Here is a 26,993-nt window from a genome sequence, read left to right as displayed (position 1 = left end):
GATCAACCACCCTACGCGCGACTGTTGGTCTTCCCGGAGGTCCAGCCTTCGCCGGACACGGGCGACTAACCGTCGTTACGCAACCTGACTAGTATGCCGCACGACCGGCGGCGACGCTAATCGGGGTTACCTGGGTCACTTGATGATCTTGGTGACGCGACCCGCGCCGACCGTACGACCACCCTCGCGGATCGCGAACTTGAGGTTGTCCTCCATCGCGATGGGCTGGATGAGCTTGACGGCCATCGTGGTGTTGTCGCCCGGCATGACCATCTCGGTGCCCTCGGGGAGGGTGACGACACCGGTGACGTCGGTGGTGCGGAAGTAGAACTGCGGGCGGTAGTTCTGGAAGAACGGGGTGTGCCGGCCGCCCTCCTCCTTGGAGAGGATGTAGACCGTCGCCTCGAACTCCGTGTGCGGGGTGCTGGTGCCCGGCTTGACGACCACCATGCCGCGCTCGACGTCCTCGCGCTTGATGCCACGCAGCAGCAGACCGACGTTCTCGCCCGCGCGGGCCTCGTCGAGCAGCTTGCGGAACATCTCGATGCCGGTGCAGACCGTCTTCTGCGACTTCTCGCGGATGCCGACGATCTCCACCTCCTCGTTCGGCTTGAGGATGCCGCGCTCGGCGCGACCGGTGACGACGGTGCCACGACCGGTGATCGTGAAGACGTCCTCGATCGGCATGAGGAACGGCTTCTCGGTCTCCCGCTCGGGCTGCGGGATCGCGGTGTCGACCGCGTTCATCAGCTCCAGCAGGCGGCCGGTCCACTCGGGGTCGCCCTCGAGGGCCTTGAGCGCCGAGACCCGGACGACCGGCAGGTCGTCACCCGGGTACTCCTGCGCCGACAGCAGCTCGCGGACCTCGAGCTCGACGAGCTCCAGGAGCTCCTCGTCGTCGACCATGTCGCTCTTGTTGAGCGCCACGACGATGTACGGCACACCGACCTGACGGGCCAGCAGCACGTGCTCGCGGGTCTGCGGCATCGGACCGTCGGTCGCCGCGACCACCAGGATCGCGCCGTCCATCTGGGCGGCACCGGTGATCATGTTCTTGATGTAGTCGGCGTGCCCGGGGCAGTCGACGTGCGCGTAGTGCCGCGCCTCGGTCTGGTACTCGACGTGCGCGATCGAGATCGTGATACCGCGGGCCTTCTCCTCCGGCGCCTTGTCGATCTCGTCGAACGGCGTGTACGGGTTGAGGTCCGGGTACTGGTCGTGCAGGACCTTCGTGATGGCCGCCGTCAGCGTCGTCTTACCGTGGTCGATGTGACCAATGGTGCCGATGTTGACGTGCGGCTTAGTCCGCTCGAACTTCGCCTTCGCCACTGGTGTCCTCCTGTGGACTTCTTGGTTCTTCTCGCCCCGGCGCGCCGGACGGCGCTTAGGACTCTGTCGACAGCCTTTCCGGCCAACGGCCGGAGAGCTTGGTGGGTTCTGCGGCGATGAAGCCTACAGGCCCGGATTCACACAACCCGACCGAGGTGGTCGCGGGCGGGACTCCCGTCCGCGACCGGCCCCGGCTCACCGGATCAGCAGCAGGTGAGCGTCACTCACCCGTCGCCTTGGCGATGATCTCCTTCGCCACGCTCTGCGGCACCTCGGCGTAGGAGTCGAACTGCATGCTGTAGCTTGCCCGGCCCTGGGTCTTCGACCGCAGGTCGCCGACGTAGCCGAACATCTCCGACAACGGCACCAGGGCCCTCACGATGCGGGCGCCGCTGCGCTCCTCCATCGCCTGGATGATGCCGCGGCGGGAGTTGAGGTCGCCGATGACGTCACCCATGTTCTCCTCGGGAGTGGTGACCTCAACGGCCATCATCGGTTCGAGGAGCGCGGGGTCGGCCTTGCGGGCCGCCTCCTTCATCACCATCGAACCGGCGATCTTGAATGCCATTTCGGACGAGTCGACCTCGTGGTACTGGCCGTCCAGCAGGGTCAGCTTGACACCGACCAGCGGGAAGCCCGCCAGGATGCCGTACTGCATGGCGTCCTGCGCACCGGCGTCCACTGACGGGATGAACTCCCGGGGGATGCGGCCACCGGTGACGGCGTTGGCGAACTCGTAGGTCGGCGACTCGTTGTCCAGCGGCAGCGGCTCGATGCTCACGATGACGCGGGCGTACTGGCCGGAGCCACCGGTCTGCTTCTTGTGGGTGTACTCGATCTTGTCCACCTTGCGGCGGATCGTCTCACGGTACGCCACCTGCGGCTTGCCGATGTTCGCCTCGACGTTGAACTCGCGGCGCATCCGGTCGACCAGGATGTCCAGGTGCAGCTCGCCCATGCCGGCGATGACCGTCTGACCGGTCTCCTCGTCCAGCTTGACGCGGAAGGTCGGGTCCTCCTCGGCCAGCCGCTGGATGGCGGTGCTGAGCTTCTCCTGGTCGGCCTTGGTCTTCGGCTCGATCGCGACCTCGATGACCGGCTCGGGGAAGGTCATCGACTCCAGGATGACCGGGTTCGCCGGGTCGCAGAGGGTGTCACCGGTGGTGGTCTGCTTGAGACCCTGCACCGCGATGATGTCGCCAGCCTGGGCCGAGCCGCGCTCTTCCCGCTTGTTGGCGTGCATCTGGTAGATCTTGCCGATCCGCTCCTTGCGGTCCTTGGTGGAGTTCACCACCTGGTTACCGGTCTCGACCACGCCCGAGTAGACCCGGACGTAGGTGAGCTTGCCGAGGTGCTTGTCGGTCTGGATCTTGAAGGCCAGGCCGGAGAAGGGCTCCGCCTTCGACGGCTTGCGCTGCAACGGCGTCTCACCGTCGGTCGCGGTGCCCTCGATGGCCGGCACGTCCAGCGGCGACGGCAGGAAGTCGACCACGGCGTCGAGCATGGGCTGCACGCCCTTGTTCTTGAACGCCGAGCCGCACAGCACCGGGTTGGCCTTGCTGGCGATGGTGGCCCGCCGGATGGCGGCCTTGATCTCCTCGACGGAGATCTCCTCGCCCTCCAGGTACTTCTCCATCACCGCGTCGTCGACGTCGGCCAGGGTCTCCATCAGCTTCTCGCGCCACTCCGCCGCGGAGTCGGCCAGGTCGGCCGGGATCTCCTCGATGGCGTAGTCCTCACCCTTCTGGGTCTCCCCGCGCCAGGTGAGGGCGCGCATGCCGATCAGGTCGACGACGCCGATGTGGTCGCCCTCGAGCCCGATCGGGATCTGGAGCACCAGCGGGGTGGCGTTGAGCCGGTCGATCATCATCTGAACGCAGCGGAAGAAGTCCGCGCCCGTGCGGTCGAGCTTGTTGACGAAGCACATCCGCGGGACGTGGTACTTGTCGGCCTGCCGCCAGACGTTCTCCGTCTGCGGCTCCACGCCGGCCACGCCGTCGTAGACCGCGACCGCACCATCCAGCACCCGCAACGACCGCTCGACCTCGACCGTGAAGTCGACGTGACCGGGCGTGTCGATGATCTGGATCGTGTGGCCCTTCCACTCACACTTGGTGGCAGCGGAGGTGATGGTGATACCACGCTCCTGCTCCTGCTCCATCCAGTCCATGACGGCAGCGCCCTCGTGGACCTCACCGATCTTGTAGGTGATACCGGTGTAGAACAGGATCCGCTCGGTGGTCGTGGTCTTACCGGCATCGATGTGCGCCATGATGCCGATGTTGCGTACGTTGGCGAGCGCGTCTGCGGCGGCCACTTCAATCCCTACTTATCGTCGTCTCGACTCGACCGGTGGCGGTTCCGGCGCCGGTCCGGCGCCGGAACCAGGCTGTTACCAGCGGTAGTGCGCGAAGGCCTTGTTGGACTCCGCCATCTTGTGGGTGTCCTCGCGTCGCTTGACGGCGGCGCCCAGACCGTTGCTCGCGTCGAGCAGCTCGTTCATCAGCCGCTCGACCATGGTCTTCTCGCGGCGGGCCTTGGAGTACGTGACCAGCCAGCGCAGACCGAGGGTGGTCGCCCGGGCCGGACGGACCTCGACCGGCACCTGGTAGGTGGCGCCACCGACCCGGCGGCTGCGCACCTCCAGGGTCGGCTTGACGTTGTCCATCGCACGCTTGAGCGTGACGACCGGGTCGGTGCCGCTCTTCTCGCGGCAGCCCTCCAGGGCGGCGTACACGATGCGCTCGGCGAGCTGACGCTTACCGCGCATCAGGATCTTGTTGACCAGCTGGGTGACCAGCGGCGAGTTGTACACCGGGTCAGCGACCAGCGGCTTCCGCGGAGCGGGTCCCTTACGCGGCATGTCAGCTCTTCTCCTTCTTCGCGCCGTACCGGCTGCGCGCCTGCTTGCGGTTGCGGACACCCTGGGTGTCCAGCGAACCGCGGACGATCTTGTAACGCACGCCGGGGAGGTCCTTCACCCGGCCGCCGCGAACGAGCACGATCGAGTGCTCCTGGAGGTTGTGACCCACGCCCGGGATGTAGGCGGTCACCTCGATCTGGCTGCTGAGCTTGACACGCGCGACCTTGCGGAGCGCCGAGTTCGGCTTCTTGGGGGTGGTGGTGTACACGCGGGTGCACACACCGCGCCGCTGAGGGGATCCCTTCAGCGCCGGGGTCTTGGTCTTGGTCGTCTTGGCCTGGCGGCCCTTTCGGACCAGCTGCTGAATGGTGGGCACCGGGTTTCTCCGCTCCCTTCGGCCGCATCACGCGACCGCGCCGTCTGCTCGTTAGCCGACCTGATGGCCGACTCTCCTACATTCCGACCGGATCCACCTCGCGGCGGTCCCGGTACCCGCGGTCGGGTGTGTCGCCCGGTTCGCGGTCCCGGTGCCGTCGCTCGCGCGGGTGGCACCGGCTTCTGTCACCGGCGCGTGGTCGTCCGCCCGCCGGGTCCTGTCGACTGTGTCGTACGGCCGCTCGATCTCCGGATCAATCCGGATCCCGCGCACGCACGAGTCGCCCGGGCATGCCCGGGCGCAAGGGGAAAGAGTACCTACCACAGCCTCGCAGGTCAAAACGGGCTGGTCCGCCGGGTCTCAGATCCCCGTCGGTCGCGCCCTGCGCCCTGCCTGCTCGCCCGTGACGGGCCCCTAGGCTGTCCAGTGTACCGGCTGCCGTGCGCCGCAGCCCGTCACCCCCGGGCGACGGGGGTCACGCCAACTGCACCAGCAACGCCAGCCCCAGGCCCAGCAGGCTGAGCACCAACCCCACGCCACCGCAGCTGATCCCGGCCGTCGCCAGCCCCCGGCCGGTGAACCGCACCGCCGGCGGTGGCGCGGCCCGGCGGATCTGCCGGCGGGCCAGCAGCCCGGCGACGATCGCCGCCGCACCGGCCAGCACCCCCGGCACCGTGAACGCACCGGCCGCCCAGGCCCCGCCGAGCTGCGCTCCCCCGACGCCGAAGCAGATCACCAGGAACGACACCAGAATCGACCCGATGCCGGCGATCAACGAGCCCACCGCCGGCCCGGAGGTGACCGCCGGCACGTCCAGGTGCACCACCCCGAAGGGGGTGCCCGGCACGGCGTCGACCCGCTTGGGGGCGCGCGGGGCGTCCGGTGGCGGTGGGGGCAGCGGTCCGTGCCCGTGCCCCGACGGCGCCCGCCAGCCCGTCCCGGCCGCCGGCTGTCCCGGGTACGCCCCGGGCGCGCCTGTCCCGGGGTACGCCGCACCCGGGCCGGGATACGGCGACGGCCCGGCGGGCGGTCCGCCGACCCCGGCGAACGGCCCGCCACCCGACGGTGACCCACCGCCGAACGGCCCGCCACCTGACGGACCACCACCGAACGGAACAGCGCCGGCCGGCCCGCCACCCGACGGTGTGCCGCCGGCCCCGGACGTCGGCGGAGGGGCGTACCCGAGGGGGGTGGCCTCCGGCGGGATGCCGGCACCGTGCACCGGGCCGGGCTCGGACGGCGCGCCCCACGGGCCCGCGGCCCACGGGTCGGGTGGGCGGTTCGCTCCGGCGTCGGTGCCGGGCGCGGCCGGCTCCGGGGAGCCGGCGGGCGGTCGGCCCGGGTCGCCTCCCGACGGCGGCGCCGGTTCCGTCACGTGGTCCTCCTGTCGCGATGTGGGTCCACCGTCACGCGACGGACCCCGGCCAGGCTACCGCCGCCGCGCACAGCGGGTGCCCCCTGCCGGATCATCACCCCGACGGGTCAGTCGACGTTCGGGGCGAAGTCCTGCCCGTACGGGGAACCGGCCAGCCGGACCACGCCGATCACCACCAACGTCACCACCGCGACCGCGACCAGCACCAGGCCCACCCGCGCCAGCCGCTCCCCCCGCCGCAGCCAGGCCGCGCCGGTGAGGAACCCACCCGAGGCGTACGCCTCCCGGCGGGCCTGCCGGGCCAACTGGAGGGCGATCGTGGCGGGCACCACCCCGCCGACGAAGAGCCCGGTCAACGCCCCGATCAACCCGAGCGCGAAAACGGCCCGTGCCTTGGTGGCGCGTACCGGGTCGGGGTCGAGCGGATGACGTGGTGGCTGGTACGCCAACGGCACCTGCCCCGCTGCGGTCGTCATGCCCACCATCATGCCCGGCCGCCGGCCGTACCGGACACGTGCCGACGGACACCGGCCCGAAACGAGGAAGGCCCCCGGCGCGACGCCGGGGGCCTTCCTCGTCAGCTGGTGCTCAGCGGTACGACCCGAAGTCGAAGTCGTCCAGCGGAACCGCCTGGCCGCTGGCCGGCCCGAAGCCGTAGTCGGTCTCCGGGTAGCCGGTCATCGAGTAGACCTTGGCCTTCGCCTCCTCGGTCGGCTCGACCCGGACGTTGCGGTACTTGCTGATGCCGGTACCGGCCGGGATGAGCTTACCGATGATCACGTTCTCCTTGAGGCCGACCAGCGAGTCGCTGCGCGAGTTGATCGCCGCGTCGGTCAGCACCCGGGTGGTCTCCTGGAAGGAGGCCGCCGAGAGCCAGGAGTCGGTGGCCAGCGAGGCCTTGGTGATACCCATCAGCACCGGACGACCGGCGGCGGGCTCGCCACCCTCACCGACGAGCCGGCGGTTCTCCGACTCGAACAGCGCCCGGTCGACCAGCACACCCGGCAGGAACTCGGTCGAGCCGGAGTCGATGACCGTCACCCGCTTGAGCATCTGGCGGATGATGATCTCGATGTGCTTGTCGTGGATGAGCACACCCTGCGAGCGGTAGACCTCCTGGACCTCCTGGGTCAGGTGGACCTGGACCGCGCGCGGGCCGAGGATGCGCAGCAGCTCGTGCGGGTCGATGGTGCCCTCGGTGAGCTTCTCGCCGACCTCGACGTGGTCCCCGTCGTGGGTCCGCAGCCGGACCCGCTTGGAGATCTTGTCGTAGACGATCTCGTCGCTGCCGTCGTCCGGCACCACGATGATCTTCCGGGACCGCTCGCCGTCCTCGATCCGGATCCGGCCCGGGGTGTCGGCGATGGGCGCCTTGCCCTTCGGGATACGGGCCTCGAAGATCTCCTGGACACGCGGCAGACCCTGGGTGATGTCCTCACCCGCGACACCACCGGTGTGGAAGGTACGCATCGTCAGCTGGGTACCCGGCTCACCGATCGACTGGGCGGCGATGATGCCGACCGCCTCGCCGACGTCCACGGTCTTGCCGGTCGGCAGCGAACGGCCGTAGCACGCACCGCAGACGCCCAGCTTCGACTCGCAGGTGAGCACGCTGCGCACCCGGACCGTCTCCACCCCGGCGGCGACGATCTTGTCGACCCCGATGGAGTTGATGTCCTGACCCCGGTGGGCCACCACGGTGCCGTCCGGCCCCTTGATGTCGTCGGCCAGGGTACGGGCGTGCACGCTGGTCTCGGCGTGCTCGTGGACGACCAGCCGGCCACCCTCCAGACGCTCGCCGATCTGCATCGGGATCGCCCGGTCGGTGCCGCAGTCCTCCTCGCGGATGATGACGTCCTGCGAGACGTCCACCAGACGACGGGTCAGGTAACCCGAGTCGGCGGTCCGCAGCGCGGTGTCCGCCAGACCCTTACGGGCACCGTGCGTGGAGATGAAGTACTCCAGCACGGACAGACCCTCCCGGTACGACGCCTTGATGGGTCGCGGGATGATCTCGCCCTTCGGGTTGGCCACCAGACCACGGATCGCCGCGATCTGCCGGAGCTGAAGCAGGTTACCGCGGGCACCCGAGTTGATCATCTTCCACAGCGGGTTCTCCTGCGGCAGCGCGGTGTCCATCTCCTTGGCGACCTCGTTGGTCGCCTTGGTCCAGATCTCGATGAGTTCGCCGCGACGCTCCTCGGCGGTCATCAGACCACGCTGGTACTGCTTGTCGATCCGGTCGGCTTCCTTCTCGTACCGCTCCAGGATCTCCCGCTTGCGCGGCGGAGCGATGACGTCCTCCATGCCGATGGTGACGCCGGACCAGGTGGCCCAGTGGAACCCGGCCTCCTTGAGGCCGTCCAGGGTGGCGGCCAGCGCCACCTTGGGGAAGCGCTCGGCGAGGTCGTTGACGATCGCGGAGAGCTGACCCTTGCGGATCTCGTAGTTCACGAAGCGGTAGCCCTGCGGCAGCGTCTCGTTGAACAGGACCCGGCCGAGCGTGGTCTCCACGGTCAGCGGCTCACCCTCGACCCAGCCCTCCGGGGCGACCCACGGCTCCGCGCCGTTGCCGTTGTCGACACCGATCACGTCCCGCAGCCGGATCTTGACCGGGGTCTGCAGGTGCAGCTCGCCCGCGTCGAAGGCCATCCGCGCCTCGGCGTCCGAGCTGAACGCCCGGCCCTCGCCGACCCCGCCCGGGGTCAGGTGGGTGAGGTGGTAGAGGCCGATGACCATGTCCTGGGTGGGCATGGTGACGGGCTTGCCGTCGGCCGGCTTGAGGATGTTGTTCGACGACAGCATCAGGATCCGCGCCTCGGCCTGGGCCTCGGCCGACAGCGGCACGTGCACCGCCATCTGGTCACCGTCGAAGTCGGCGTTGAACGCGGTGCAGACCAGCGGGTGGATCTGGATCGCCTTGCCCTCGACCAGCTGCGGCTCGAAGGCCTGGATGCCCAGGCGGTGCAGCGTCGGCGCGCGGTTGAGCAGCACCGGGTGCTCGCCGATGACCTCTTCCAGCACGTCCCACACGACCGGGCGCTGCCGCTCGACCATCCGCTTGGCGGACTTGATGTTCTGCGCGTGGTTGAGGTCGACCAGCCGCTTCATCACGAACGGCTTGAACAGCTCCAGCGCCATCTGCTTGGGCAGGCCGCACTGGTGCAGCTTCAGCTTGGGGCCGACCACGATGACCGAACGGCCGGAGTAGTCGACGCGCTTGCCGAGCAGGTTCTGCCGGAACCGGCCCTGCTTGCCCTTGAGCATGTCGGACAGCGACTTGAGCGGGCGGTTACCCGGGCCGGTGACCGGCCGGCCGCGACGGCCGTTGTCGAACAGCGCGTCGACGGCCTCCTGGAGCATCCGCTTCTCGTTGTTGACGATGATCTCGGGGGCACCGAGGTCGATCAGCCGCTTGAGCCGGTTGTTCCGGTTGATCACACGGCGGTACAGGTCGTTCAGGTCGGAGGTCGCGAAGCGGCCACCGTCGAGCTGCACCATCGGGCGCAGGTCCGGCGGGATGACCGGGACGCAGTCCAGCACCATGCCCAGCGGCGAGTTGCGGGTGTTCAGGAACGCCGCGACGACCTTCAGCCGCTTGAGCGCGCGGATCTTGCGCTGGCCCTTGCCGGAGCGGATGGTCTCGCGCAGGCTCTCAGCCTCGGCGTCGAGGTCCATGTTCTGGACCAGCGCCTTGATCGCCTCGGCGCCCATGCCACCGGTGAAGTACTCGCCGAACCGGTCACGCAGCTCGCGGTAGAGCAGCTCGTCGGTGACCAGCTGCTTGGAGTCGAGCTTGCGGAAGGTGTCGAGGACCTCGTCGAGGCGGTCGATCTCGCGCTGGGCCCGGTCGCGGATCTGGCGCATCTCGCGCTCTCCGCCCTCCTTGACCTTGCGCCGGACGTCCGCCTTGGCACCCTCGGCCTCCAGCTCGGCCAGGTCGGCCTCCAGCTTGGCGGCCCGCTTCTCGATCTCCGAGTCGCGGCTGTTCTCGGACTGCCGCTTCTCGGCGAGGATCTCGTTCTCGATCGTCGAGAGGTCACGGTGACGCGCCTCGGCGTCCACGCTCGTCACGACGTACGAGGCGAAGTAGATGATCTTTTCGAGGTCCTTGGGGGCGAGGTCCAGCAGGTAGCCCAGCCGGCTCGGCACGCCCTTGAAGTACCAGATGTGGGTCACCGGAGCGGCCAGCTCGATGTGCCCCATCCGCTCACGACGGACCTTGGAGCGGGTCACCTCGACGCCGCAGCGCTCACAGATGATGCCCTTGAACCGGACCCGCTTGTACTTGCCGCAGTAGCACTCCCAGTCCCGCTGAGGACCGAAGATCTTCTCGCAGAAGAGCCCGTCCTTCTCCGGCTTGAGGGTGCGGTAGTTGATCGTCTCGGGCTTCTTGACCTCGCCGTGCGACCACTGACGGATGTCGTCCGCGGTCGCGAGGCCGATGCGCAGCTCGTCGAAGAAGTTGACGTCGAGCACTATGTCCCCTATGTCGTCGTCTTTACAGCTAGATCACGGGCGGGGTCGGGAGCCGGACAGCCGGCCCCCGACCCGCACCACTTACACCTCTTCGACCGAGCTCGGCTCGCGCCGGGACAGGTCGATGCCCAGCTCCTCCGCGGCCCGGAACACCTCGTCGTCGGTCTCGCGCATCTCCAGGGCCACCCCGTCGCTGCTGAGCACCTCGACGTTCAGGCACAGCGACTGGAGCTCCTTGAGCAGCACCTTGAACGACTCCGGGATGCCCGGCTCCGGGATGTTCTCGCCCTTGACGATCGCCTCGTAGACCTTGACCCGGCCCAGGACGTCGTCGGACTTGATGGTCAGCAGTTCCTGCAGGGCGTAGGCGGCGCCGTACGCCTGCATGGCCCAGCACTCCATCTCACCGAAGCGCTGGCCACCGAACTGCGCCTTACCACCCAGCGGCTGCTGCGTGATCATCGAGTACGGTCCGGTCGACCGGGCGTGGATCTTGTCGTCGACCAGGTGGTTGAGCTTCAGGATGTAGATGTAGCCGACCGCGATCGGGTCGGGCAGCGGCTCGCCGGAACGGCCGTCGAACAGCTGCGCCTTGCCGGAGGAACCGATCAGCTGCTTGCCGTCCCGGTTGGGCAGGGTCGACGAGAGCAGACCGGAGATCTCCTCCTCGCGGGCACCGTCGAAGACCGGCGTGGCCACGTTGGTGTCCGGCTCGGACTCGTGCGCCTCGATCGAGCGGAGCTGACGCTTCCACTCGGTGTCGTCGCCGTCCACGCTCCAGCCCGTCTTGGCCACCCACCCGAGGTGGGTCTCCAGGACCTGACCGATGTTCATCCGGGACGGCACACCCAGCGGGTTCAGCACGATGTCGACCGGGGTGCCGTCCTCCAGGAACGGCATGTCCTCGATCGGCAGGATCTTCGAGATGACACCCTTGTTGCCGTGCCGGCCGGCGAGCTTGTCGCCGTCCTGGATCTTGCGCTTCTGGGCGACGTACACCCGGACCAGCTCGTTGACGCCCGGCGGCAGTTCGTCGCCGTCCTCGCGGGAGAAGGTCCGCACCCCGATGACCGTGCCGGTCTCGCCGTGCGGCACCTTCAGCGAGGTGTCCCGGACCTCACGCGCCTTCTCACCGAAGATCGCGCGCAGCAGCCGCTCCTCCGGGGTCAGCTCGGTCTCGCCCTTCGGCGTGACCTTGCCGACCAGGATGTCGCCGGGGACGACCTCGGCGCCGATCCGGATGATGCCGCGCTCGTCGAGGTCGGCGAGCATCTCCTCGCTGACGTTCGGGATGTCCCGGGTGATCTCCTCCGGGCCGAGCTTGGTGTCCCGGGCGTCGACCTCGTGCTCCTCGATGTGGATCGAGGTGAGCACGTCCTGCTGCACGAGACGCTGCGACAGGATGATCGCGTCCTCGTAGTTGTGGCCCTCCCAGCACATGAACGCCACCAGCAGGTTGCGTCCGAGCGCCATCTCGCCCTCGTCGGTGCACGGACCGTCGGCGATGACCTGGCCGGCCTCGACGCGGTCGCCCTCGAAGACGACCGGCTTCTGGTTGACGCAGGAGCCGGCGTTGGAGCGGCGGAACTTGTGCAGCAGGTACGTCCGGCGGTGGCCGTCGTCCTGGTGGATGGTGATGTAGTCGGCGCAGAGATCCTCGATCACGCCACCGACCTCGGCCACCACCACGTCACCGGCGTCGACCGCGGCACGGTATTCCATGCCGGTGCCGACCAGCGGCGACTCCGCCTTGACCAGCGGCACCGCCTGACGCTGCATGTTGGCGCCCATCAGCGCGCGGTTGGCGTCGTCGTGCTCCAGGAACGGGATCATCGCGGTCGCGACCGAGGTCATCTGCCGCGGCGACACGTCCATGTAGTCGACGGCGCCGGGGACGACGTCCTCGGTCTCGCCACCCTTACGGCGACACAGCACCCGGTCCTCGGCGAACGTGCCGTCGGCCTTGAGCGGCGCGTTGGCCTGGGCCTTGACGAACCGGTCCTCCTCGTCCGCGGTCAGGTAGTCGATCTGGTCGGTGACCCGACCCTCGACGACCTTCCGGTACGGCGTCTCGATGAAGCCGAACGGGTTGACCCGGGCGAAGGTGGACAGCGCGCCGATCAGGCCGATGTTCGGGCCTTCCGGCGTCTCGATCGGGCACATCCGGCCGTAGTGGGACGGGTGCACGTCGCGGACCTCGAAGCCGGCCCGCTCCCGGGACAGACCACCCGGGCCGAGCGCGCTCAGCCGCCGCCGGTGGGTCAGGCCCGCCAGCGGGTTGGTCTGGTCCATGAACTGGGACAGCTGCGACGTGCCGAAGAACTCCTTGATCGCCGCCACCACCGGGCGGATGTTGATCAGGGTCTGCGGCGTGATCGCCTCGACGTCCTGGGTGGTCATCCGCTCGCGGACGACCCGCTCCATCCGGGAGAGACCCACCCGGACCTGGTTCTGGATCAGCTCGCCCACGGTACGCAGGCGACGGTTGCCGAAGTGGTCGATGTCGTCGGCCTCGTAGCCGTCCTCACCGGCGTGCAGCCGGCAGAGGTACTCCACGGTGGCGACGACGTCGTCCTCGGTGAGCGTGCCGGTGGTGATCGGCACGTCGAGTTCGAGCTTCTTGTTGAACTTGTAGCGCCCGACCTTGGCGACGTCGTACCGCTTCGGGTTGAAGAAGAGGTTGTCGAGCAGGGTCTGGGCGTTCTCGCGGGTCGGCGGCTCGCCAGGGCGGAGCTTGCGGTAGATGTCGAGCAGGGCCTCGTCCTGGCCGGCGATGTGGTCCTTCTCGAGCGTGGTCATCATCAGCTCGGACCAGCCGAACTTCTCGCGGATCTGCTCGGCGGACCAACCGATGGCCTTGAGCAGGACCGTGACGGCCTGCCGGCGCTTGCGGTCGATACGGACGCCGACCGTGTCGCGCTTGTCGATGTCGAACTCCAGCCAGGCACCCCGGCTGGGGATGACCTTGACGCTGGAGAGGTCGCGGTCGGAGGTCTTGTCCGGCTGCTTGTCGAAGTAGACGCCCGGGGACCGGACGAGCTGGCTGACCACGACGCGCTCGGTGCCGTTGATGATGAAGGTGCCCTTGGGCGTCATCATCGGGAAGTCACCCATGAACACCGTCTGGCTCTTGATCTCGCCGGTGGTGTTGTTGGTGAACTCCGCCGTCACGAACAGCGGGGCGCAGTAGGTCAGGTCCTTCTCCTTGCACTCCTCGATCGAGGCCTTGACCTCGTCGAAGCGCGGTGCCGAGAAGGACAGCGACATGGTGCCGGAAAAGTCCTCAATGGGACTGATCTCGTCGAGGATTTCCGCGAGACCCGAGCGTGCGTGCGGGTCGTCCGCCGACCGGCCCTGCCAAGCCTCGTTGCCGACGAGCCAGTCGAAGGACTCGTTCTGGATGGCGAGGAGGTTGGGGACCTCGAGGTGTTCGGTGATCCTGCCGAAAGAAACTCGGCGGGGCGCGAAAGCGCTCGACGTACGACTGGTCTTCGCAGGGCGGGAAGCTGCCAAGATGCGTCCTTCCGAGGACCGGTGCTGCAGAACGGCTGGTACGCGTGCACTCCAATGACCCCACCAGAAATATCCGTAACCGGACATTTCCGAGCAGGGGTCAAGTCGGAAGGCAGCGCAAACTAGCAGTGTAGCCGAGAGGCTAACCGCTGTCCAGCCCATCCCGCAGGTCGTCGCGGAACGCGCCTCGGGACCCCGGAGAAGGGGGTCGTACCGGGCCGCTCGGAACACGACGTTCCTGTCGGACCGCTCGGGTGGAGCGGCTGCTGGTGCTGCCGCAGCCTTACCCAAGAGGGGGCCGTCGCAAGCGCGGAAGGTCTTGCTGGTGTCAGCGTGCCTGGCAGGCCGGGGCCACGTCAAGAGGCTCCAAGCGCCTGCTCGCCGGGTTTCCCACGGATGGGCTACCCACCGCGACACCGCCATGTCGCACCACGAGTGCGAACACCCTGCTCACACCACTGATACCCGGAGTCACCAAGCATGACGGGCGGTGATCCGTCTGTCGGATCACCGCCCGTTCATTGTGCGGTGTGCCGCGGCTCACCCGAGCCGGACACGCGCCACGGTCGACCACAGGGGCCGACCCCAGGTCACTTGAGGGTGACCTTGGCACCCTCACCCTCGAGCTTGGCCTTCGCCTTCTCGGCGGTCTCCTTGTTGACCTTCTCCAGGATCGCCTTCGGCGCGGCCTCGACCGCGTCCTTGGCCTCCTTGAGGCCCAGGCCGGTCAGCTCACGCACGACCTTGATGACCTGGATCTTCTTGCCACCGTCGGCCTCGAGGACGACGTCGAACTCGTCCTTCTCCTCCTCGACCGGCGCGGCGGCGGCGCCACCGGCACCACCCGCGGCGGCGACCGCGACCGGCGCGGCGGCGGTGACCTCGAAGGTCTCCTCGAACTGCTTCACGAACTCGGAGAGCTCGATCAGCGTCATCTCCTTGAACGCGTCGAGCAGCTCGTCGGTGCTGAGCTTCGCCATGTCTGGCGTCCTTTCTCGCAATGAAAATTAAAGAACGTGGTGCGCCGGGAGGCCTCAGGCCGCCTCGGCGCCCTCCTGCTCGCGCTTCTTGTCCGCCAGGGCGGCCGCCGCGCGGGCGGCCTTGGAGAGCGGCGCCTGGAACAGGGCCGCGGCCTTGCTCAGGTTGCCCTTCATCGCGCCGGCCAGCTTGGCCAGCAGCACCTCACGGGACTCCAGGTCGGCGAGCTTCGTGACCTCGGCCGCGGAAATGGCCTTGCCCTCGAACACACCGCCCTTGATGACGAGCTTCGGGTTGGCCTTCGCGAAGTCGCGAAGACCCTTCGCCGCCTCGACGACGTCGCCCGAAACGAAAGTCAGCGCGGTAGGACCGGTGAACAGCTCGTCGAGGCCGGAGATGCCCGCCTCGGTCGCGGCACGCTTGGCCAGCGTGTTCTTCGCGACCGTGTAGGTGGTCTCCTTGCCGAGCGAGCGCCGCAGCTGGGTGAGCTGGGAAACCGTCAGACCACGGTACTCGGTGAGCACCGCAGCGCCCGAGGTACGGAAGCTCTCGGTCAGCTCAGCGACGGCCGTGGCCTTGTCGGCCCGGATCGGCTTGTCCGCCATGTCCCTCCTCTCTCGTTACTCGGAGCTGGTCGCCGTCGGGGAGCACGGGGCTCGGTGACGGCGCCGGAGGCGTCACGACAACGAAAAAGCCCCGGCGCAGGGCGCGCGGGGCGAGGGCGGGGCCGATCACCATGGTCGGCGGACCACGGGGAGGAACCGAACTACGCTTACCGCCCTGCGCGGGTCGCCCGTCATCGCGGAGCCTTCGACCGTGCCGGAGCACGGTGACCAGCGGTCTCTGGGTGGAACTACCGCACCAGGTTACGCGACGGCCCGGCCATCACCAAATCGCCCTCCGCCGGTCACGGGCGGACCCGCCGCCACCGCACGTAGCCGGCCAGTGCCGCCCCCGCCCAGGCCAGCGCCCAGGCCGACAGGAGCAGCGCGGTGCCGGTGGGCAGGGAACCGGCGAGCGCCCGCGCGGTGGCCAGCACCGGCGGCACCAGCCAGGGCGCCACCGAGCCGCGCAGGCCCAGCGCGAGGGTGCCGACCGCGCCCAGGGCGAGCACGGCGACGCCGTACCCGGCGCTGCGGGTCAGCGCCCGGCTGGCCAGGGCGCCCAGGGCCACCGCGGGCAGCAGGGCGAGCAGGTGCGCCCACAGGCCGAGGGCCAACGCCGCCACCACCGGCGGATCACCCGGACCGGACGCGGCCACCCCGCCGACCAGCCACGGGAAGAGCAGCGCGACCAGCACCGTGCCCACCCCGGCGAGCACCGCCGCGAGCAGCCCGGCGAGCCGCTCACGGACCGGACCGACAAGCACCTGCGCCAGCCGGCGCTGCACGTCCGGCTCGACGTCCAGCAGGATCTTGGTCTGCCAGGCCAGCACCGGGAAGAGCACCACCGCACTGACGCCGTACGCCTCCGCCGGGCGGGCCCGGCCGCCGCCGTACAGGATGCCGAGGGCCAGCAGGCCGGCCAGCAGCGGCGCCAGCGCCCGTCCGGTACGCAGGAAGCCGGCCAGCCGCATCCGGACCAGCGCGCTCACCGGGCCACCTCCCCCGCCCGGCCGTCCCGCACCGGCTCACCCGCCGACCCGGCCCCGGTGGGCGGGACGGGTGCCGGCGGCGCAGCCGCCCCCGGGGGCGTGCCGGCGGGTTCGCGTACCCGCAGGATCTGGTGGCCGTCGGCGCGTAACCGGGCGACGGTGCCGGCCACCCGCGCGGCCGGCACCGCGACCTCGACCACGGCGACGGCGACGGCGGCGGCGGCGGCGTCACCGGCGGCCGGCTCGTCGGTGACCAGGCCGTCGGCGACCGTCCAGTGCCGGGCCCCGGGGAGCCGGACCGTCTCGCCCCGGTGGTCACTGACCAGGACCGCTCCCCCGGCCGCCAGCACCTCGTCGACCAGTTCCGGGACCAGACCCCGGGCGGCGGCGTCCAGCCCCTCCCAGGGCTCGTCGAGGACCAGCAGACCGGGGGTCCGCAGCATCGCCTGGGCCAGGCCGACCTTCTGCGCGGTGCCCTTGGACAGGTCGGGCAGGCGGACCGCACGGAACGGGGCCAGGCCCAGCCGGTCGATCCACCTGTCGACGGCCCGGTCGGCGTCGGCCCGGCCCAGGCCGGCGGCCCGGCCCATGGCGGTGAGGTAGCGGGTCACGGTGAACGGCTGGTCGGCGGGGAACCGCTCGGGCACCCAGCCGACCCGGTGCGGGCGGTCGACCACCCGGCCCCGGACCGGACGTAGCACCCCGGCGCAGAGTTGCAGCAGGGTCGACTTGCCGGCCCCGTTGCGGCCGAGCACCACCGCCACCTCGCCCGGGTCGAGGCGGGCCGAGACGCCGCGCAGTACCCAGGGGCCGCCCCGGCGGTAGCGGAGCCGGACGTCCTCCAGTCGCATGGGGTGAGCCTGCCACAGCCCGACACACGGCAGGGGCCCCGCCACGGTGCGTGGCGGGGCCCCTGCGCGGGAGCGGTCGAGATCAGCCCTCGACGGCGGTCTCCTGGAGGTTCTTCACCACGTTCGGGTCGATCGGGACGCCCGGACCCATCGTGGTGGCCAGGGTGACCTTCTTGAGGTACTTGCCCTTGGCCGCGGACGGCTTGGCGCGGAGCACCTCGTCCAGCACCGCGGCGTAGTTGTCGATCAGCTGGGTCTCGGAGAACGAGGCCTTGCCGATGATCAGGTGGAGGTTGGAGTGCTTGTCCACCCGGAAGGTGATCTTGCCGCCCTTGATGTCCGAGACGGCCTTGGTGACGTCCATGGTCACCGTGCCCGTCTTCGGGTTCGGCATCAGGCCGCGCGGGCCCAGGATCCGCGCGATCCGGCCGATCTTGGCCATCTGGTCCGGCGTGGCGATCGCCGCGTCGAAGTCCAGCCAGCCGCCCTGGATCCGGGCGACCAGCTCGTCCGTGCCCACCTCGTCGGCACCGGCGGCGGCGGCCTCCTCGGCCTTCGCGCCGGCGGCGAAGACGATCACGCGGGCGGTCTTACCGGTGCCGTGCGGCAGGTTGACCACGCCGCGGACCATCTGGTCCGCCTTGCGGGGGTCGACGCCGAGGCGCATGGCGACCTCGACCGTGGCGTCGAACTTGGCGCTGGTGGTGTCCTTGGCGAGCTTGACCGCCTCGGCCGGGGTGTAGAGCTTCGACTTGTCGATCGCCTCGGCGGCCTTGCGGTACGTCTTGCTGCGCTGCATCTCGGGTTACTCCTGTGGTCTCTGGCGGGCCGCGGTCGACGCGCGCCCTCCCACGAACTGGTCTGGGGGACTGACGGGCGTCAGTCGTTGACGACGATGCCCATCGACCGGGCGGTACCGGCGATGATCTTCGCAGCCTGGTCGATGTCGTTGGCGTTGAGGTCGACCATCTTCTTCTCGGCGATCTCGCGCACCTGGGCCTGGCTCACCGAGCCGACCTTCTGGCTCTGCGGCACGCCGGAGCCCTTGTCCACGCCGGCGGCCTTGAGCAGCAGCCGGGCGGCGGGCGGGGTCTTCAGGACGAAGGTGAAGGAGCGGTCCTCGTAGACGCTGATCTCGGCGGGGACGATGTCGCCCCGCTGGGACTCGGTCTGCGCGTTGTAGGACTTGCAGAACTCCATGATGTTCACGCCGTGCTGACCGAGCGCGGGGCCCACCGGCGGTGCCGGGGTCGCCTGGCCCGCCTTCAGCTGAAGCGTGAACGTCTTGACGAGCTTCTTCTTCGGAGGCATGTCACTTCCTGGGGCTTGGAACTGGGAAAGGTGCCGGCCACGGGCGCGCACGGTCAGCGCGGTGCCACAGCGACGACATTCAAGGGTAGCGCAGCGCCCGGCGACCCTCTGCGCCGAGGTCCACGCCGGGGCGTAACGACGTCGCCGGCGGCGGGCCGTGGCCCACCGCCGGCGACGACAACGACGTCAGATCTTGGCGACCTGGTTGAAGTTCAGCTCGACCGGGGTCTCCCGGCCGAAGATCGACACCAGCACCTTGAGCTTCTGCTGGTCGGCGTTGATCTCGCTGATCGTCGCCGGCAGCGAGGCGAACGCCCCGTCGGTGACGGTGACCGAGTCGCCCACCTCGAAGTCGAGGACCTTGATCTCGGGCTTGGCCTTCTTCTGCTCGGTCTCCACCGCCGGGGCCAGCCACTTGAGCACCTCGTCGAGGCTCAGCGGCGCCGGCCGGTCGGCCCGGTCGGTGGCCCCCACGAACCCGGTGACCCCCGGCGTGTTGCGCACGCAGGAGTAGGACTCGGCGGTCAGCTCCATCCGGACCAGGATGTAGCCGGGGAAGACCTTGGCCTGGATCTGGGAACGCTTGCCGTTCTTGACCTCGACCTCTTCCCGGGTCGGGACCTCGACCTGGTAGATGAACTCCTCCATGTCGAGGGAGGTGATCCGGGTCTCAAGGTTGGTCTTGACCTTGTTCTCGTAACCGGCGTACGAGTGCACCACGTACCAGTCGCCGGGCGCGTAGCGCAGCTTCTGGCGCAGCTCGGCGACCGGGTCGTAGTCCTCGTCCGGCTCCGGCTCCGTGGTCGGGAATTCCGGCTCGCTGGCGGCCTCGACCGACTCGTCACTCGCCGCCGTCGCGACCGTGGACTGGTCGTCCGTGGTCCCGGCGGTCTCGTCGTACTCAGGCACGCTTGCTCACTTCCGTCACTATCGGCTCAGTCGGCCGGTCAGCTGGGGCTGCCGAAGACCCACAGCACGCCCTTCGCGAAGGCGAAGTCGAGCAGGCCCACGATGGTCAGCATCACCGCGACGAAGGTGACCACCACGGCGGTGTAGGTCAGCAGCTCCTTGCGGGTCGGCCAGATGACCTTACGCAGTTCGGCGACGACCTCGCGGAAGAAACGCGCGATGCGGCCGAACGGCCCCACCCGGTCGGTCTCGGAGCGGGTCTTCGACTTGCTGTCGGCGGCACCCGCACGGGTCCGCGACCGGGTCGCGGTGCCACCCCGGGATACCGGCTCGTCCGCGTCGGTGGCGTCGTCGTCGGTGGCGTCGCTGTCGGCGGTCACCTCGTCGACGACCTCGTCACGCTCGTCGCGCAGACCGTCGTCGCCGGCGTCCTCGCCGCGCCGCTTGCTCTCGGCCACTTCGCCCTCCGTCGCGGGATGTCGGTTCGTACGCCGGGAGGCGTACGCGGCGCTGGTCACGCCGGCCGGACCAACCGTCCCGCGACGGGCCGCGGCCGGCGGACCGGACGAAGGGCTCCGAGTCGCCTCGAAGCCACCCCGCCGATGCCACCACCACGGGCCGGACGCCGCCTTGCGGCGGCGCGACCCACGGGAACGGTCAGGCCTGAGGCGCAGGGGTGACAGGACTTGAACCTGCAGCCTGCGGTTTTGGAGACCGCTGCTCTGCCAATTGAGCTACACCCCTGTGCGGCAACGCTCGCCCCACCCGGCCTGCACGGCCGAGCAGGGGTCACTTGCCCCACGGCGGACCAGTGTACGGGTAGCACCCCGACTTTCCCAACCGGTCCCGCCCGGTCGGTGCCGACGAGCCCTCAGTCGGCCGTCCGCACGGTCGCCCGCGCCTGCGACAGGACCTTCTCGCCACCGCACCGGGCGGTCACATCGAGCCTGGTCAGGCCGGTTTCGGTGACCTCCTTGACCACCGCGTCGACGGTGATCTCGGTGCCCTCGTCGTCGTCGGGGACGACCACCGGCCGGGTGAACCGCACCCCGAACTCGACCACCGCGTCGGGCGCGCCGGCCCACTCGGTGACCGCCCGACCGACCAGCGCCATGGTGAACATGCCGTGAGCGATCACCCCGGGCAGCCCCACCTTCGTGGCGGTCCGGTCGCTCCAGTGGATCGGGTTGAAGTCCCCCGAGGCGCCCGCGTAGCGGACCAGGTCCGCCCGGGTCACCCGGAACGTACGGGTCGACAGGTCCACGTCAGGACTCCCCACGGACGACGAGCTTGGACCAGACGGCGACCACCGGCTCACCGGCCACGGTGGTCACGTCGGTGCGGGTGGTGAGGAAGCCGTGCCCGCTGCGGGAGCTGATCTCCTCGATGGTGTTCACACAGACCAACTCGTCCCCGGCCACCACCGGCCGGGTGTAGGCGAACCGCTGGTCGCCGTGCACCACCCGGCTGTAGTCGACCCCGAGCGCCGGATCGTCGACGATCTGCTGGCTGGCGGCCATGGTGATCAGGACCGGGAAGGTGGGCGGGGCGACCACGTCCGGGTGGCCGAGCGCCTGGGCCGCCGCCGGGTCGTGGTGGGCCGGGTCGGTCGCGCCGATGGCGGTGGCGAACTCGCGGATCTTTTCTCGGCCCACCTGGTAGGGGGCGGTCGGCGGGTACGTCCGGCCGACGAAGGACGGGTCCAGGGACATGCCGCCGAACCTACACGGGACGCACGAACGCCGACCCGTACGGGCGGGCGACCCTGAAAAGGGTCGCGCCAACCGTGCGGATCGGCGTCCGGGGAAGCGCTGCGGACCGGGCCGGCTACTGCCGGCCGCAGGTCAGCGGGTCTCGCGGTGGATCGTGTGCTTGCCGTCCCGGGGGCAGAACTTCTTCAGCTCGATGCGGTCCGGGTCGTTGCGGCGGTTCTTGCGCGTGATGTAGTTGCGCTCCTTGCACTCCACACACGCCAAAGTGATCTTCGGCCGGACATCGGTCGCCTTCGCCACGGCGGAGTGCCTTCCTCGCTACGGATATCAACTACAGCGCATCAGCCTACGCGGACAGCGCCTGGACATGCAAAGCGGGCGCCAGTGGCGCCCGTCCCACCGACCACCGGGGATGAGCCCGAAGGACGAGAGTAGCGGTGGCCGGACTTGAACCGGCGACACAGCGATTATGAGCCGCTTGCTCTGCCATCTGAGCTACACCGCCGCAGGCGGGTCCAGCCGGACCCTCTGAGCCCCCTTACGGAATCGAACCGTAGACCTTCTCCTTACCATGGAGACGCTCTGCCGACTGAGCTAAGGGGGCCTACCCGATCACCCCGGAGGGCGTCGCGCAGGGGATACATTACACGGCACCGCGCCGGGGGTGAAATGGGATCCCCCTGTCCCGCATCGCCGCAGCTCAGGGTACGACGCGGAGCCTCGGCAGCGCGTCCGGGTCGATCGCCTCCTGGTCGGTCTGGGCACCGAACCAGGCCTCCAGCCGCTCGTACGGCAGCGGCCGGCTGAACAGGAAGCCCTGCCCGATCTCGCAGCCGATGTCCTGGAGCAGTTCGAGGGTCAGCTCGCTCTCCACCCCCTCGGCCACCACCGACAGGCCGAACTGCTGGGACAGCGACACCACCGCGTTCACGATCGCCAGGTCCCCCGGGTCGGTCGCCATCCCCTGCACGAACGACCGGTCCACCTTCACCTCGTGCACCGGCAGTCGACGCAGCTGGGCCAGCGACGAGTTGCCCGTGCCGAAGTCGTCCACCGCCAGCCGGACGCCGAGGTCCCGCAGCCGGCGCAGGGTGGGGATGGGCCGCTCGGTGCCGTCGAGGACCGCCGCCTCCGGGATCTCCACGGTCAGCAGCTGCGGCGGGACACCGTACTCGGTCAGCAGCTCACCGACCCGGTCCGGGAAGTGCCTGTCGGTCAGCGAGCGGGCGGCGATGTTGACCGCCACCGCCAACGGCTGCCCGGTGCGGCTCCAGTCCCGGCTGCGGCGCAGCCCCTCCCGCAGGACGAACTCGGTGAGCCGTCCCAACTGCCCGGTGTGCTCGGCGACCGCCACGAAGTCCTCCGGGGAGACCGTGCCGTGCGCCGGGTGCTCCCAGCGGGCCAGGCACTCCACCCCGAGCAGGCGGCGGTCCCGCAGCGTCACCTTCGGCTGGAAGTAGACCTCCAGCTCCCCCTCGTCGAGGGCGCGACGCAGGTCACCGGCGAGCCCGAGCCGGCGCAGCGACCGCGACTCCAGCGCCGGGTTGAACAACTGCACGCTGCCCGGCACCGCCTTGGCCGCGGTGGCCGCCAGGTCGACCCGTTGCAGGAGCACGGCGGCGTCACTGCCGTGATCCGGGTGCACCGCCACCCCGACCGCGGTGTCCACGTCGAGGGTGAGCGCGTCGAAGACCATCTCGTCGCGGATCTGCTCGCGGAGCTGGGCGGCCAGTTCCAGAGCCGCCTCGGCGTTCTCCAGCCGCAGCGTCACCAGAAACTCGTCCCCACCGGCCCGACCCACCAGGGCCGACGAGGGGGCGCAGGCGCGCAGCCGCTCGGCCACCTCGACGAGGACCTTGTCCCCCGCCGCGTGGCCCAGTGACTCGTTGACCTGCCGCAGGCCGTCGACGTCGAAGAGCAGGACGGCGACCACCTCGCCGGGAGCCCGGATCTTGACCGCCTCGGCCAGCGCGGCGGTGATCCGCCGCCGGTTGGGCAGCGTTGTCAGCGCGTCGTGGTAGGCGTCGTGGCGCAGCCGGTCGACCAGCCGCGAATTCTCCAGGGCGACGGCGGCGTGCGCGGCCACGGTCTCGAAGACGGGGATGTCGCTGGTGGTGAAGTGGCCGATGTCGCTGAGCCGGTTGGTGACCTCCAGGGTGCCGATCACCGCCTGGCCGGACCGCAGCGGCACCACGATCGCGTCCTTGACCTGCTGCGCGCCGACCTCCCGGCGCAGGGCCGTGTCGTCGCCGAGCAGCCGCCCGATGGACAGCGTCTTGCCCAGCTCACGGGCCTGTTCCCGGAAGACCGTCGGGGTGGGCGCGAAGTCCAGCAGGCCCGGGGTGTCGACCCGGGCGGTCAGCAGCACCTCGGGGTGCCGACGCTGGGCAGGCAGCCACAGGGTGGCGTACTCGGCCTGCATCAGGGCCCGCACCCGGTCGAGGAGGATGTCGGCGAGCGCCCCCTCGGCGCTGTTGGTGAGCAACCGGGTCAGGTCGTACATGCCGGTCAGGGTGCGGTGCTGCCGGAAGAACTGTGAGTAGGAGCGGTAGACCTGGAACAACGCCGCGAACAACGCCGCCAGCAGCAGCACCGACCACCAGGTGGTCTTCAACGCGATCAGGACGAGCAGGCCCACCGAGGCGTTGATCGAGGTGGTGAGGAAGACCGACGGCGCGGTACGCAGCGCCTCCCGGCCGGCCTGCCAGCCCTGTAGCAGCACGTGCACCCCGGCCACCGAGAGCAGGCTGACCAGGGTGATGGTGTTGACCGCCAGGAACAGGATGCCCCAGGTGCCCGGCCCCACCCCCTCCAGCGGGGGCAGGGCCAGTAGGAGCAGCCCGGCCAACGAGGTGGCCGCCGCCGCCTTCGCGACGTTGAACCACAGCTTGGCCGGGGCGAACCGGTGTGACGCGCTCCAGATCAGCACGGAGAGCGTGTATATGAGCACCACGATCAGCGGTGGCAGGAAGAAGAGCGCGACGACGAGGGGCACCTCGGTCAACGTCACCCCGACGGACTGCCGCCGGACTATGACGTTGAGGACCGGGATGCTGATCCCCGTCATCGCCACGAAGAGAACGAACGCCAGGCCCCACTTCCCGAACTCGGGTCGCAGGACACCGATCGCGGTGCTGAAGACGATGGCCAGCAGGGCCAGGGGGGCGGTGATGAACCAGGCGCGTTCGGTGGACTTACGCCGCTGATCTCGGCTGGCCATGCGCCACCCTCTCCCTGAGAGACGTCACCCCCAGGACACCGGGAGCGGGGACGACGCGGGGGCTTAGCGCGCGCCGCCCATCGTCCAGACGACGTCCGCCATTTGCGCGCTGCCGTCGATGGACTGGACGCCGGCGACGGCGAGTCCACCCAGGATGGTGGCGAGCACGAGGAGCGAGCCAAACAGCCGGCCCAGCCTTCGACCAGACATGATTGCTCCTGTCGAGAGAGTGTTCACGGGGGATGGTGGAGGTTCCACGATCGTGCCACACCTCGGGTACCCAGAAAAGCGGGGAGAGCGGCGCTGGTCCGAGCAGCGGAGAGGTTCCGCCGTTCGGCCCACCACCGTCACCTCCCCGTGCCAGATCAGCGGCACCAGGACGGGTAACAGCCTCCACGAATCGCCCAATGTCACTATCGACGCAAACCCGATCTTAACGGCGCGGGGCCGTTCTCCGGGTAGCGGTGCGGCCGTCGTAGTCGAGGGCCGCGACGACTGCTCCCGGAACCGTCACATCGATCACCATAGCTCATTTCGTCAGGTACGGAAGCGGCCTGTCGGGAGTCGACGGACTCCGCACCAGATCAACGACAAAACGCGCGTACGGTGGCGAGCCGGCGCGAGCAGGTGAAACACCCGCCGAGGCGGGCGGGCCCCGTGATGTCGTACCCCGATGATGTCGTGAATCCATGACATCGCAGACACCGGCGACGCCGGTGATCGAGGAACGGGCGGCCCAGCCGTATCTGGGGATCAGACGCACGGTGACCATGGCGACCATCGGCGACGCCGCGGCCGCCCTGTCGGACCTGGCCGACTGGCTGACCGCGCGGGGGATCACCCCGGCCGGCCCGGACTTCCTGCGCTACCACGTGATCGACATGGCGCGGGAGCTGGAGGTCGAGGCGGGCGTGCCGCTGCCGGCCGGCACGCAGCTCGCGGTCGAGGCGCCCCTGGGCACCGGCGTGCTGCCGGCCGGCCGCTACCTCACCACCACCCACGTCGGCGACCCCGACGAACTGGTGGCGGTCACCGGGGCGTTCCTGGAGTGGGCCCGGCGCCACGGGTTGCGCTGGGACGCCGGCGACACCGGGACGGGTGAACGCTGGGGCTGCCGGCTGGAGATATACCACCTCGGCCCGGACGACGACCCCGACCGCAGCACGTGGAAGACGCAGCTGGCGTTCCGCCTGGCGGATTGAGCAGGGGCGGGATAGCTGGGGCGGTTTGGGGGTATGTCGGGGGTTATGGCAGGTCAGAACGGTGCGGTGGACGAGGAGCACGCGCGGCCGACGGGAGTCGACGACGCGACGGTCGAGGCGTTGGGCAAGCTGAGCGAGGCGTTGGAGACGATCCACCGGGTGCGCGGTCACCTCTACTCCGCGCACCAGCTCGTCGGCGGCGCGGACCTCACCCTGGACCGGGTGGTGGAGCTGCTGCGCGGGGCCGGGCACGACGAGGTGGCCGACCGGGTCGAACACGAGCTGCTGGGGCGCAACCTGCTGCCCGGCCGGTGGACGTTCCAGATCGTGGAGGAGTTCGACGACGGCTACTACGCCACGTTCCAGGAGATCGAGCGGTACGCCCGGGAGATGTTGGCCGACGGCCGGCGGCACCTCTACGAGGCGGAGATGAAGCAGCGGCGGCGTACCCACGGCATGCCCGGCCACGAGGCCACGCCGTAGCCCGCGCGGCCTCCCCGACCGGGACGGGCGTCGCGCATGATCAACGCAACTGGGCCGAGGTAGCGGTATCCGCCCCACCCCGATACCGCTACCTCGACCCAACGGCGCGGCGGCCGGGGGTCACCACTGGCGGCGTACACCCGCTTTGGGGCCGGTGACCAGGGTGGCGGGCGGGATGTCGTCGGCGACCACCGCGCCGGCCGCCACCACGGCGTCGCGGCCGATGCGGACGCCGGGGAGGATCGTCGCGCCGGCCCCGATCCAGACGTTCTCCGCCACGTCGATGGGCGCACCGGTCAGCCACTCCCGCCGCTGCACGGGGTCGACCGGGTGACCGAGGGTGATGAAGGTGGCCTTCGGGCCGATCATGACGCCCTCGCCGAGCCGGATGCCGGCATAGTCGAGGAACGTGCAGTTCTGGTTGATGAACACCCGCTCCGCGATCTCCAGATTGAGGCCGTGATCGGTGTAGAACGGCGGATAGATGGTGACCCGCGCCGGCAGCGGCCGGCCGAGAAGCTGCGCCAACAGCTCCGTCCGGCCGGCCTCGTCGTCGAAGGGCAGCACGTTCAGCCGGGAGGTCAACTCGGTGGCCCGCAGCACCCTCGCCGCCATCGCCTGGAACTCGGGGCTGTGGATACGCATGAAGCGGTCGTCGGACATCCCGCGATCCTCGCCGACGCCGCAGGGGCGCGCCGCTGTGGGCCGCCCCGCTCACCGCTCCTCCCCCGGCCCGCCCACCGGTGCCCGCATCATCCGCGCGCCCGGTCAACTCCCGTCGACCTGCTCCGGGAGACC

General features: G+C 69.7%; 24 protein-coding genes and 3 tRNA genes. 2 read left to right on the top strand and 25 right to left on the bottom strand.

The annotated features are described in order from the left end of the window. Positions 1-135: 135 nt before the first annotated feature. The 24 genes from tuf to JQX11_RS10795 all read right to left on the bottom strand — a co-directional run bounded on the left by tuf (position 136) and on the right by JQX11_RS10795 (position 24,720). Positions 136-1,329: an elongation factor Tu gene (gene tuf / locus JQX11_RS10910; RefSeq protein ID WP_204924855.1), complete on the bottom strand. Its 1,194-nt coding sequence runs from the start codon at positions 1,327-1,329 to the stop codon at positions 136-138. 220 nt (positions 1,330-1,549) lie between these two features. Beyond that, positions 1,550-3,646 (bottom strand): elongation factor G, encoded by a 2,097-nt coding sequence (fusA, locus tag JQX11_RS10905; protein ID WP_204924854.1) that lies wholly within the window; start codon positions 3,644-3,646, stop codon positions 1,550-1,552. 75 nt (positions 3,647-3,721) lie between these two features. Next, positions 3,722-4,192 carry a 30S ribosomal protein S7 gene (gene rpsG / locus JQX11_RS10900; protein WP_088647009.1) on the bottom strand — a complete coding sequence of 157 codons (471 nt, stop codon included), beginning with the start codon at positions 4,190-4,192 and terminating at the stop codon, positions 3,722-3,724. Position 4,193: 1 nt separating this feature from the next. Continuing rightward, the gene (gene rpsL / locus JQX11_RS10895) at positions 4,194-4,568 is read right to left on the bottom strand and encodes a 30S ribosomal protein S12 (protein ID WP_007465318.1); all 375 of its coding nucleotides are present in this window, start codon (positions 4,566-4,568) and stop codon (positions 4,194-4,196) included. A 475-nt stretch (positions 4,569-5,043) separates the two neighbouring features. Beyond that, on the bottom strand, positions 5,044-5,415 hold the full coding sequence (locus JQX11_RS10890; RefSeq protein ID WP_204925021.1) for a DUF4190 domain-containing protein: 372 nt from the start codon (positions 5,413-5,415) through the stop codon (positions 5,044-5,046). Between the two features lie 635 nt (positions 5,416-6,050). Continuing rightward, the gene (locus JQX11_RS10885; RefSeq protein WP_204924853.1) at positions 6,051-6,419 is read right to left on the bottom strand and encodes a hypothetical protein; all 369 of its coding nucleotides are present in this window, start codon (positions 6,417-6,419) and stop codon (positions 6,051-6,053) included. A gap of 112 nt (positions 6,420-6,531) precedes the next feature. Beyond that, the gene (locus tag JQX11_RS10880; RefSeq protein WP_145921755.1) at positions 6,532-10,422 is read right to left on the bottom strand and encodes a DNA-directed RNA polymerase subunit beta'; all 3,891 of its coding nucleotides are present in this window, start codon (positions 10,420-10,422) and stop codon (positions 6,532-6,534) included. An 81-nt stretch (positions 10,423-10,503) separates the two neighbouring features. Continuing rightward, a complete protein-coding gene (gene rpoB / locus JQX11_RS10875) occupies positions 10,504-13,935 on the bottom strand; it encodes a DNA-directed RNA polymerase subunit beta (protein WP_204924852.1) in 3,432 nt (1,143 codons plus the stop codon). A gap of 590 nt (positions 13,936-14,525) precedes the next feature. Continuing rightward, positions 14,526-14,915 (bottom strand): 50S ribosomal protein L7/L12, encoded by a 390-nt coding sequence (gene rplL / locus JQX11_RS10870; RefSeq protein ID WP_091276487.1) that lies wholly within the window; start codon positions 14,913-14,915, stop codon positions 14,526-14,528. A 54-nt stretch (positions 14,916-14,969) separates the two neighbouring features. After that, positions 14,970-15,518, bottom strand: a complete 549-nt coding sequence (gene rplJ, locus JQX11_RS10865) for a 50S ribosomal protein L10 (RefSeq protein ID WP_088644793.1) — start codon at positions 15,516-15,518, stop codon at positions 14,970-14,972. Positions 15,519-15,820: 302 nt separating this feature from the next. After that, entirely contained in the window at positions 15,821-16,507 is a 687-nt protein-coding gene (locus JQX11_RS10860; RefSeq protein ID WP_204924851.1) for a hypothetical protein, read from the bottom strand. Continuing rightward, complete coding sequence (locus JQX11_RS10855; RefSeq protein WP_204924850.1) at positions 16,504-17,358, bottom strand: ABC transporter ATP-binding protein; 855 nt, start codon at positions 17,356-17,358, stop codon at positions 16,504-16,506. Before JQX11_RS10855 ends, JQX11_RS10860 begins: the two co-directional genes overlap by 4 nt. Before the next feature lie 82 nt (positions 17,359-17,440). Then, positions 17,441-18,157, bottom strand: coding sequence for a 50S ribosomal protein L1 (gene rplA, locus JQX11_RS10850; protein ID WP_204924849.1), 717 nt, complete (start codon positions 18,155-18,157; stop codon positions 17,441-17,443). Between the two features lie 80 nt (positions 18,158-18,237). Beyond that, positions 18,238-18,669 carry a 50S ribosomal protein L11 gene (rplK, locus tag JQX11_RS10845; RefSeq protein WP_088644789.1) on the bottom strand — a complete coding sequence of 144 codons (432 nt, stop codon included), beginning with the start codon at positions 18,667-18,669 and terminating at the stop codon, positions 18,238-18,240. 186 nt (positions 18,670-18,855) lie between these two features. Next, entirely contained in the window at positions 18,856-19,578 is a 723-nt protein-coding gene (gene nusG / locus JQX11_RS10840) for a transcription termination/antitermination protein NusG (RefSeq protein ID WP_204924848.1), read from the bottom strand. Between the two features lie 38 nt (positions 19,579-19,616). After that, on the bottom strand, positions 19,617-20,036 hold the full coding sequence (secE, locus tag JQX11_RS10835; protein ID WP_088644787.1) for a preprotein translocase subunit SecE: 420 nt from the start codon (positions 20,034-20,036) through the stop codon (positions 19,617-19,619). 213 nt (positions 20,037-20,249) lie between these two features. Further along, positions 20,250-20,322, bottom strand: a tRNA-Trp gene (locus JQX11_RS10830). 127 nt (positions 20,323-20,449) lie between these two features. Continuing rightward, on the bottom strand, positions 20,450-20,842 hold the full coding sequence (locus JQX11_RS10825; protein WP_204924847.1) for a MaoC family dehydratase: 393 nt from the start codon (positions 20,840-20,842) through the stop codon (positions 20,450-20,452). A 1-nt stretch (position 20,843) separates the two neighbouring features. Continuing rightward, positions 20,844-21,290, bottom strand: coding sequence for a MaoC family dehydratase N-terminal domain-containing protein (locus tag JQX11_RS10820; protein WP_204924846.1), 447 nt, complete (start codon positions 21,288-21,290; stop codon positions 20,844-20,846). A gap of 132 nt (positions 21,291-21,422) precedes the next feature. Continuing rightward, positions 21,423-21,590, bottom strand: coding sequence for a 50S ribosomal protein L33 (rpmG, locus tag JQX11_RS10815; RefSeq protein WP_067301359.1), 168 nt, complete (start codon positions 21,588-21,590; stop codon positions 21,423-21,425). A gap of 132 nt (positions 21,591-21,722) precedes the next feature. Beyond that, positions 21,723-21,795: transfer RNA gene (locus JQX11_RS10810), tRNA-Met, on the bottom strand. A 26-nt stretch (positions 21,796-21,821) separates the two neighbouring features. Further along, positions 21,822-21,894: transfer RNA gene (locus JQX11_RS10805), tRNA-Thr, on the bottom strand. A gap of 96 nt (positions 21,895-21,990) precedes the next feature. Continuing rightward, a complete protein-coding gene (locus JQX11_RS10800) occupies positions 21,991-24,510 on the bottom strand; it encodes a putative bifunctional diguanylate cyclase/phosphodiesterase (protein ID WP_204924845.1) in 2,520 nt (839 codons plus the stop codon). Between the two features lie 63 nt (positions 24,511-24,573). Further along, positions 24,574-24,720, bottom strand: coding sequence for a hypothetical protein (locus JQX11_RS10795; RefSeq protein ID WP_169733070.1), 147 nt, complete (start codon positions 24,718-24,720; stop codon positions 24,574-24,576). A 479-nt stretch (positions 24,721-25,199) separates the two neighbouring features. Here JQX11_RS10795 and JQX11_RS10790 point away from each other — a divergent pair, with 479 nt between their 5' ends. Further along, positions 25,200-25,712 carry a GyrI-like domain-containing protein gene (locus JQX11_RS10790; protein ID WP_204924844.1) on the top strand — a complete coding sequence of 171 codons (513 nt, stop codon included), beginning with the start codon at positions 25,200-25,202 and terminating at the stop codon, positions 25,710-25,712. Between the two features lie 45 nt (positions 25,713-25,757). Next, positions 25,758-26,195: a hypothetical protein gene (locus tag JQX11_RS10785; protein ID WP_204924843.1), complete on the top strand. Its 438-nt coding sequence runs from the start codon at positions 25,758-25,760 to the stop codon at positions 26,193-26,195. A gap of 120 nt (positions 26,196-26,315) precedes the next feature. Here the strand turns inward: JQX11_RS10785 and JQX11_RS10780 are convergent, their stop codons facing one another. Then, a complete protein-coding gene (locus JQX11_RS10780) occupies positions 26,316-26,858 on the bottom strand; it encodes a DapH/DapD/GlmU-related protein (protein WP_204924842.1) in 543 nt (180 codons plus the stop codon). Positions 26,859-26,993 lie beyond the last annotated feature (135 nt).

This window comes from Micromonospora humida, assembly GCF_016901255.1.
GTDB classification, from domain to species: domain Bacteria; phylum Actinomycetota; class Actinomycetes; order Mycobacteriales; family Micromonosporaceae; genus Micromonospora; species Micromonospora wenchangensis.
The sequence above is the reverse complement of the archived record's forward strand: the minus strand, read 5'-3'. Positions and strand labels throughout refer to the sequence as shown.

Coding starts and splice junctions, on each gene's coding strand:
- rpsG (WP_088647009.1), bottom strand. CDS start 4,192: ATGCCGCGTAAGGGACCCGCTCCGCGGAAGCCGCTGGTCGCTGACCCG.
- JQX11_RS10885 (WP_204924853.1), bottom strand. CDS start 6,419: ATGACGACCGCAGCGGGGCAGGTGCCGTTGGCGTACCAGCCACCACGT.
- rplL (WP_091276487.1), bottom strand. CDS start 14,915: ATGGCGAAGCTCAGCACCGACGAGCTGCTCGACGCGTTCAAGGAGATG.
- rplJ (WP_088644793.1), bottom strand. CDS start 15,518: ATGGCGGACAAGCCGATCCGGGCCGACAAGGCCACGGCCGTCGCTGAG.
- JQX11_RS10855 (WP_204924850.1), bottom strand. CDS start 17,358: ATGCGACTGGAGGACGTCCGGCTCCGCTACCGCCGGGGCGGCCCCTGG.
- rplA (WP_204924849.1), bottom strand. CDS start 18,157: ATGCAGCGCAGCAAGACGTACCGCAAGGCCGCCGAGGCGATCGACAAG.
- rplK (WP_088644789.1), bottom strand. CDS start 18,669: ATGCCTCCGAAGAAGAAGCTCGTCAAGACGTTCACGCTTCAGCTGAAG.
- JQX11_RS10820 (WP_204924846.1), bottom strand. CDS start 21,290: ATGTCCCTGGACCCGTCCTTCGTCGGCCGGACGTACCCGCCGACCGCC.
- JQX11_RS10800 (WP_204924845.1), bottom strand. CDS start 24,510: ATGGCCAGCCGAGATCAGCGGCGTAAGTCCACCGAACGCGCCTGGTTC.
- JQX11_RS10795 (WP_169733070.1), bottom strand. CDS start 24,720: ATGTCTGGTCGAAGGCTGGGCCGGCTGTTTGGCTCGCTCCTCGTGCTC.
- JQX11_RS10790 (WP_204924844.1), top strand. CDS start 25,200: ATGACATCGCAGACACCGGCGACGCCGGTGATCGAGGAACGGGCGGCC.
- JQX11_RS10785 (WP_204924843.1), top strand. CDS start 25,758: ATGGCAGGTCAGAACGGTGCGGTGGACGAGGAGCACGCGCGGCCGACG.
- JQX11_RS10780 (WP_204924842.1), bottom strand. CDS start 26,858: ATGTCCGACGACCGCTTCATGCGTATCCACAGCCCCGAGTTCCAGGCG.